The 734-nt window shown below is 66.1% G+C and carries 2 protein-coding genes; both read right to left on the reverse strand.

What is annotated here, in order from left to right; all coding sequences use genetic code 11:
- Positions 1 to 275, reverse strand: a 275-nt coding sequence (locus LS48_RS14700) for a hypothetical protein (RefSeq protein WP_204376479.1), incomplete at its 3' end; no start/stop codon positions are given.
- Between the two features lie 43 nt (positions 276 to 318).
- Positions 319 to 734: Hint domain-containing protein (locus tag LS48_RS14705; protein ID WP_204376480.1), on the reverse strand; the 416-nt coding region annotated here is incomplete at its 5' end.

A 734-nucleotide genomic window follows, 5' to 3' on the forward strand; every position in this document is an offset into this window, starting at 1 on the left:
TAGGGAAGCGCCTCCATGGCGGACTCGTTGATGACAAGTTCGACATGGCTGGATGGAAGGCCGTCGGTGGTATCGACCCCGACGAGCCGCAGGCCCTGTGCGTTGCCGTTGGTGACGTTCTGAAGGTCGACCAGCGGCGCCCCCGGCGTATCACCTGCAAGCCGCACCTGCGCGCGCATCGCGATTCCGGTGAGGTCCAGACCGCGGACGTAGATCTGGCGCACACACGCGCCGTATCGATCCGCCTCGATGGGCAGATACGCGACCTTGGACATCGATGTCTCCGGTGTCAGGTGTTGAGGCGGAACGGCCGCTGGATCAGACTTGCGCCTCTGTGGGATCGTCGCGCTTGATGTTGTGCGATAGGATGCCGTTCGAGACGTAGGTGTGAGCGTCGGTGACGGTGATCTTCACCACCCGATGCGTGCCGGCGAGCCTTGTGCCCAAGGCCCGCATCTCGACCCAATCGCCAGTGTAGACGAGGTGCCCACCCGTCGCGCGCAGCAGCTTGCCGGCAACCATCGCCTCCCAGACGTCGTCGCTGTCGACGATCGTCACCGACTCGACGGGATAGGGCCCCCAGCGCAGCGTGCGCTCGTGACGGGTCCAGACCATATCGCCGACGACGATATCACCCGCCGGCTTCTCGGATCGATCCGCCATGAGGATCGGCGTGTCGACAGTCGGACAGGTGCCGCCTGGCGGCGTCGCCCCGCCGCCGCTCGAGGGCGGGC

It is taken from the genome of Aequorivita aquimaris, from assembly GCF_001573155.1.
Lineage (GTDB): Bacteria > Bacteroidota > Bacteroidia > Flavobacteriales > Flavobacteriaceae > Aequorivita > Aequorivita aquimaris.